Source organism: Collinsella sp. LCP19S3_A7 (assembly GCF_052121995.1).
Lineage (GTDB): Bacteria > Actinomycetota > Coriobacteriia > Coriobacteriales > Coriobacteriaceae > Collinsella.
Genome location: NZ_JBQKDE010000039.1, coordinates 1 through 1,516 on the forward strand (window position 1 = coordinate 1; position 1,516 = coordinate 1,516).

At 46.2% G+C, this 1,516-nt stretch carries 2 protein-coding genes; both read right to left on the reverse strand.

Annotated elements, in window-relative coordinates:
• Positions 1–81 precede the first annotated feature (81 nt).
• Positions 82–315 carry a PD-(D/E)XK nuclease family protein gene (locus ACTQV3_RS09200; protein ID WP_441069458.1) on the reverse strand — a complete coding sequence of 78 codons (234 nt, stop codon included), beginning with the start codon at positions 313–315 and terminating at the stop codon, positions 82–84.
• Positions 276–1,136, reverse strand: coding sequence for a hypothetical protein (locus ACTQV3_RS09205; RefSeq protein ID WP_441069460.1), 861 nt, complete (start codon positions 1,134–1,136; stop codon positions 276–278). Before ACTQV3_RS09205 ends, ACTQV3_RS09200 begins: the two co-directional genes overlap by 40 nt.
• Positions 1,137–1,516 lie beyond the last annotated feature (380 nt).

The window sequence follows — 1,516 nt, forward strand, 5'->3', positions numbered from 1 at the left end:
GACATGTCGAAGCTGGAGGAGATGGACGAGCTGAGGGGAAAGGCGGAGGGCTAGAAGAGGACGGGGCCGGAGACGGCTAAATCAATTTGCGAAAGAATCTTGACGGTACCCTCTTGCCTCGGCCTCATCGACATTATTGAAATCCGGCGCAAATAAATAGCACTTAACTGTTCTGTCTTTGCATTCCTTTTCCGCCGCTTTTCGATATCGTGAAAGCTGCGTTTCCTTGCAATCGGGTTTAATGCCATTAATCGCCGAATGGATTTTGTTTTCGATTACAACGATGTGCCGATCATTTTCAATCCATAAATCCACGTGGTCTTTTGATTCGCGAACGATCGTGGGGTGCGGACCGAAGTCGTTAATACCGAGAACCTCTTTGGTAAACGCTTCAAATCTTTTTTGCTACAACTTAGGTAATGTGCCAGCAAATTGGAGAACACGAGCTCATCGTCTTCTTTTCCGATAATTTCAAGGAACGAGGGCTGCGCTTTATCGCAACTCGCCGACTTAACGGTTTTTATCCCGATTTGTTCCTCCCATTTTTCCTCATCCGTCATCAGTTCTTTTAACCGTGCATAAGCTTCTGGATGATCGACGCTGGAGATATATGTTCGCTGATGTCCCCACTGCTCCTTATCGTTACAAATTAGTTCAATTGGATGACGACGCTCGTCTTCGTTTTTTGCTTTGCCCATGGAAATAAAGATCTGATGCTTGGGGCTGGGGACCTTAAACGATCCTGCATGGTAGCTGAGAGTTCTAAACGCTTCTTCTTTTTCTCCTTTGTAAACGTTTTCGGCAAATATCTTGTCCACGGAAACGCCGTTATAGGAAACGCTGTCATGCGTTATTGGAAGAGTTTCCCCTTTGTTCCTCGGGGAACAAATGTTTTCAAGGTCGCATGCTAGACCAACGACTTCACCCAGCGTGTTTCCATATGATCGGATTAGAAGCACCGCTTCAACATTGGGGTGGTTATTAACGATTCCGTCAGGAGCTATATATAGATATCTTTCACCATTATCAGTGTCAAAAAAATCAATGACTTCATGGCCTATGTTCTCACCATCGAAAAGATACCCACCACAAAAAACCTTGGCGATTAAAACTTCTTTTTGCTCGTTGTTGTTCATTATCGACCTCCAGTTAATACTCGATTCAATCATTTCGTTGTAGATGCGGGGGGCTTACAGATTTCAATAAGGGTTTCAACGTCGTTTGACATAGCCAACAGTTTTCGAGCGATTGTTGTATAGGAATCGACGCAGGTGACCTTCGTTTCGGTGCCCATTCTGCTCCCGTCTTTAGCGGCCTCTATAACAAAAATAGTAGAACGCGGACCTTGTGAATTTGTTGAGCAACAAAGATGTACGGACGATCTGGACGGGTGAACGGGAAAATATGAGGCTTCGGTAGTTTGTGTGACAAGGGGCTAGCCTAGGCAGCAACGCTCTTCGCTCCCTTCACGCCCTTCTTCCTCGCCTTCACCGGGCGACCCGGGAGCTGGGGCTGG

Excerpts from the sequence above, each read along its gene's own strand:
- ACTQV3_RS09205 (WP_441069460.1), bottom strand. The coding sequence starts at position 1,136 with ATGAACAACAACGAGCAAAAAGAAGTTTTAATCGCCAAGGTTTTTTGT.